The sequence below is a fragment of the Flavobacterium sp. genome (assembly GCF_046317795.1).
Classification (GTDB): Bacteria; Bacteroidota; Bacteroidia; order Flavobacteriales; family Flavobacteriaceae; genus Flavobacterium.
In genome coordinates this window covers 1-4,912 of the sequence record NZ_JBKCVI010000147.1, presented here as the reverse complement: position 1 = coordinate 4,912, position 4,912 = coordinate 1, and the positions used below count along the sequence as shown (strand labels likewise).

At 33.7% G+C, this 4,912-nt stretch carries 4 protein-coding genes; 3 read left to right on the top strand and 1 reads right to left on the bottom strand.

Going from position 1 to position 4,912, the window contains the following annotated elements:
• Nucleotides 1–1,733 (bottom strand): aspartate kinase (locus ACK5ON_RS08785; RefSeq protein ID WP_409821725.1); only part of this gene is annotated, 1,733 nt, incomplete at its 3' end.
• Nucleotides 1,734–2,127: 394 nt separating this feature from the next.
• Between ACK5ON_RS08785 and hutH the strand changes: the two genes are divergently transcribed.
• The 3 genes from hutH to ACK5ON_RS08770 all read left to right on the top strand — a co-directional run bounded on the left by hutH (nt 2,128) and on the right by ACK5ON_RS08770 (nt 4,875).
• The gene (gene hutH, locus ACK5ON_RS08780) at nt 2,128–3,630 is read left to right on the top strand and encodes a histidine ammonia-lyase (protein ID WP_409821723.1); all 1,503 of its coding nucleotides are present in this window, start codon (nt 2,128–2,130) and stop codon (nt 3,628–3,630) included.
• A gap of 552 nt (nt 3,631–4,182) precedes the next feature.
• Nucleotides 4,183–4,710: a hypothetical protein gene (locus ACK5ON_RS08775; protein WP_409821721.1), complete on the top strand. Its 528-nt coding sequence runs from the start codon at nt 4,183–4,185 to the stop codon at nt 4,708–4,710.
• A 3-nt stretch (nt 4,711–4,713) separates the two neighbouring features.
• A complete protein-coding gene (locus tag ACK5ON_RS08770; RefSeq protein ID WP_409821719.1) occupies nt 4,714–4,875 on the top strand; it encodes a hypothetical protein in 162 nt (53 codons plus the stop codon).
• Nucleotides 4,876–4,912: the final 37 nt, after the last annotated feature.

Sequence of the window (4,912 nt, the reverse complement as noted above, 5' to 3'; positions counted from 1 at the left end):
TTACAAGTCACTACGGCAACATTTTCTTTTAGAAATTTATCGTAGATATTGGCAATATCATAATTGGCAGTAATATCAACGAAAATGCTATTGCGTAAGTTTAATTCCTTTACACGAGATATAAAAGTAGCTACATTAGCTGTTTCGCCTTGGTCAACAGTAGTTTTCCAGTCTTTTAAATTAATTCCTTCTTCGTCAAAAACCATCTTACGAGAGTTGGACAATGCTATGACACGAAGGTTGATTTTTAGATTTTCTTTTAGGAATTTCTTCTGTTGGCTAATTTGGTCTATGAACTTTTCGCCCACATTTCCAATTCCCATGACGAACAGATTTAACTGCTTGGTATTGTCTTCAAAGAAGCGTTCGTGTAGTGTGTTGAGTGCTTTTTTAACGTCTTTTTCATTAATAACAACAGAGATATTTCTTTCGGATGCTCCTTGTGCAATGGCACGAATATTGACGTTGTTCTTTCCTAAAGTGCTGAACATTTTACCGCTAATGCCTTGGTGGTTTTTCATGCTTTCGCCTACGAGAGCCACGATGCATAAATCTTTCTCTACTATACTTGGGTCGATTTTAGCTTGTGCAATTTCCAATTCAAAAGCTTTGTCGATGGCAGTTTTAGCTTTGTCGGCATCGGCGTTCAAAATACCAATACAAATAGAATGTTCCGAGGATGCTTGAGTAATAAAAATCACATTGATATTTTCATTTGACAATACTTCAAATAAACGTTTGGAAGAACCAGCCACACCTATCATTCCTGAACCTTCAAGCGTAAGCAACGCAATGTTATCGATATGCGAAATTCCTTTTATTGGATTGTTTGTGGTTGCTGGATTGTTGGAAATCAACGTTCCATAAGCTTCGGGATCAAAAGTATTTTTGATAAAAATAGGAATACTGTCTTTCAAAACCGGTTGAATGGTTGGCGGATACAAGACTTTTGCCCCAAAATGAGACAACTCCATGGCTTCTTGATAGGATATAGTTCCTATTGGCTGGGCTTGTTTTACAATCTTTGGATTGGCGGTAAACATGCCGTTGACATCGGTCCAAATTTCTAAAACATCAGCTTTCACAGCAGCAGCAATTATTGCCGCAGTATAATCAGAACCGCCACGACCAAGCGTTGTTATATTGCCATCGACTGAGGATGCGATAAAACCTGGGAATAAAACGACCTGATTAGTATTGCTTTTGAAATAATCCGCAATCAGTTTATTGGTTATAGCAAAGTCCACATTGGCTTTACCAAAATTAGAATTAGTTTTGATCACTTCGCGACTGTCTTTGAAAGTAGAGTTGCTTACTTTTTGTTTCAGTGCAACCGCAATAATTTGAGAAGACAATAATTCGCCAAATCCTGCCACAATATCTGCGGTTCTGTTGGATAGTTCACCTAAAAGATAACAACCATCAAGCAACGTTTTCAGTACATTGATTTCATGGTTAATCGTTTCGATGATGTCACTTTGTTCGCTCAAAGGGATTAATTCGTCGATAGCTTGTTTGTGTTTTTTCTCGATTTGACTGACGATGTCTTTATAACTTTTATCTTTTGAGGAAGCCGTTTTACCAGCTAGTATCAGTAAATCGGTTACGCCACTAAAGGCAGAAACTACCACAGCTAGTTTGTTTTCTTTGCTTTTGTGGGTAACAATTTCAATGGTTTTTGAAATATTAGTGGCATTGGCTACCGAAGTACCGCCAAATTTTAATATGATCATGATTGAATTATGAGTTGTAAATTATGAATTAAAAGTTTTTGTCTCTCTAAATGAAAGTGCATAAATAGCGATTATATGAAAGATCATACCCCAAACGGGGTTGTAGTTGTTGTGGTAGCAACAGTTATTGCAGCTAATAAATTAGTTATTTTTTTGAAAGGGTATTTGTTAATAGCTCTCCACATAGTTGTCCAAAAATAGTATTTTTTGTTTAGTAAAAAAGTTTTAATAACATTTTTATTAAAATCTCATTTTATATGGGATGCCAAAAAAATAATGTCATTTTTTCTTAAATATATTCTGTTTTATTACCAATATCACAATAATATAGTCGGAGCAAAACTTGTTTATTAACATTTGTTTGTTGAATTTTGGTGCTTTAAAATCAACAATAATGGAGCATTCGCATTACATAAGCACTGAAGTATTGAGTTTAGAGCAGTTAAAAGAGATTATCACGCAAAATAAAACCCTTTCCCTCTCCGAAGAAGCTAAAGTCAATATTGAAAAGTGTAGAGCATATTTAGACCAAAAAATGGCATCGAACGATAAACCAATATATGGTATAAACACGGGATTTGGTTCGTTGTGCAATGTGAAAATATCCAATGAAAACTTGTCTCAATTGCAATCCAATTTGGTTAAATCGCATGCTTGTGGCACAGGCGATGAAGTGCCAAGTGAGATTGTAAAATTAATGTTGTTATTAAAAATTCAATCGTTGAGCTATGGCCATTCGGGTGTTCAATTGCAAACCGTGGAACGATTGATAGAATTCTACAATAATGATATTCTTCCTGTAATTTATACACAAGGGTCGCTAGGCGCAAGTGGTGATTTGGCTCCTTTAGCCCATTTGTCTTTACCGTTGATTGGCGAAGGCGAAGTTTATTTTGAAGGAAAAAAAATCCAGTCCTCGGAAGTTTTAAAACATTTCAATTGGCACCCCATAGTATTACAATCCAAAGAAGGGTTGGCATTGCTAAATGGCACTCAATTCATGAGCGCTTATGGCTGTTTTATTTTGATAAAAGCCATGAAATATTCCTATTTAGCGGATTTAATTTCAACAATTTCTTTAGAAGGTTTTGATGGACGAATAGAACCATTTAATGAATTAATTCATTTTATTCGTCCACACAAAGGGCAAATAGTTACTGCTAGTCGTGTGAATGAATTTTTGGCAGGAAGCCAAATAATTACACAAGAAAAACAACACGTTCAAGACCCATATTCATTTCGTTGTATTCCGCAAGTGCATGGTGCTTCAAAAGATGCGATAGAATATGCCAAGAAAGTTTTTAAAACCGAAATCAATTCGGTTACTGATAATCCAAATATATTTATAGAAAGCGATGTGATTATTTCAGGGGGAAATTTCCACGGACAACCGTTGGCTTTGGCTTTAGATTTCTTAGCTATAGCGTTGTCTGAATTAGGAAGCATTTCCGAAAGAAGAACCTATCAATTGATATCGGGTTTACGCGGTTTGCCAGCATTTTTAATTGATAATCCGGGATTGAATTCAGGTTTTATGATTCCGCAATACACCTCTGCCAGTATCGCGAGTCAAAATAAACAATTGGCAACACCAGCGAGTGTGGATAGCATTGTTTCGAGCAACGGACAAGAAGATCATGTGAGCATGGGAGCGAATGCTGCCACCAAGTGTTTGAAAATCATGGAAAACCTGGAACATATTTTGGCTATCGAATTGATGAATGCTTCTCAAGCCATTGAATTTAGACGACCATTACAATCGAGTAATTTTATTGAAATGTTTTTGAAATCATATCGAGCAGAAGTGCCATTGGTAAAAGAAGATAGAATATTGCATTATGATATTCAAAACTCCGTGGCGTTTTTGAATAGTTTTATTGTGGAGTTGGAGGAGTAATTGCCCTTTACTTAAATTCCCTTTTTTAATATTTAATTTGCAATTACTTAATTTAGAGTCGCTTACTATGTATTGAGTGTAATATTCTCTGAACTAAGTGAGGCTAATTCCTGCTCCTAAAATTCTCCCGACTTTGAGGTAAAATAAAGAACTAGAAGGAAAAGTTACAATGAAAATAAATAAAATAGAAAGTTTAAAATATTCCGCAAAGTCAGGAGACTTTGCAAAGCGGGGATAGAAACTGTCCAACTTTTTTTGTGAATATCTAATCCAATGAATATCTTTGTAATAGTTAAGGCATCTTGTAATTGCATAGTCTTCGTTTTTAGGAAACTCAAAGTTATGCTTTTACATAGATGCTTCTCGCAATTGCGAATTTTGTAGTAAGTTCACATTCCCCGATTCGCAAGAATTTTATTTTTAACAGAAAATAAAAAGTTCCGAACTTCGCAACTAAACGCTAGCCGAGAACTGTTTTCTGACAGCTGGTTGGAACGCAAATATATCTTCAAAAGTAAATTAATTTAAACAAATAAAATGTATTTTTGACCTATGAGTGATAAAATGCAAATAGCACAAAGTTTTATAATTGATAAAATAACCGATTCAATATTGAATACTATTTCTGGGGATAGTTTTCAAACAGAAGTTAGTAGATTGACATCTATTGATTTAAAAATTATTACGAAGAATAATAATTGGAATTTTGACTGGAAATCAGAATTTAATAACATACAAAAAGAAGTATATAAATTAACCATAGTTAATAATTCAAAAATTATTCAAGGATTATTGAGTATAACTATTGAACAAGATCATATTTATATGAATCTTCTCGAAAGTTCTCCTTTTAATATTGGAAAAAATAAACTTTATGAAGGAGTAGCAGGAAATTTAGTTGCTTTTGCTTGTAAAATTTCATTTCAAAAAGGTTATGATGGATTTGTTGCATTTACTGCGAAAACAAACTTAATCAAGCATTATGAAGAAAGTTTAGGTGCATTTCATTTTAAAAACCAAAGAATGATTATAGAAACTGAGGCGTCAAAAAAATTAGTAAAAAAATATTTTAAATCATAAAAAATGAATTTAATAAAAGAACCTAAAGGTATTGACTTTATAATTCAAAGTCCACCATTAACAGAAAAGGAAAGAAATGAAATCAGTGAATTTATTGCTTCACGAAAAGCAAAAAAAAATATTGTGAAAAAAATTCCTAAAACAAAAGTTATAGTTAAGAAATAAAAAGCTAATCCCACAAAAGCCGTACCCTGCTCAGCAA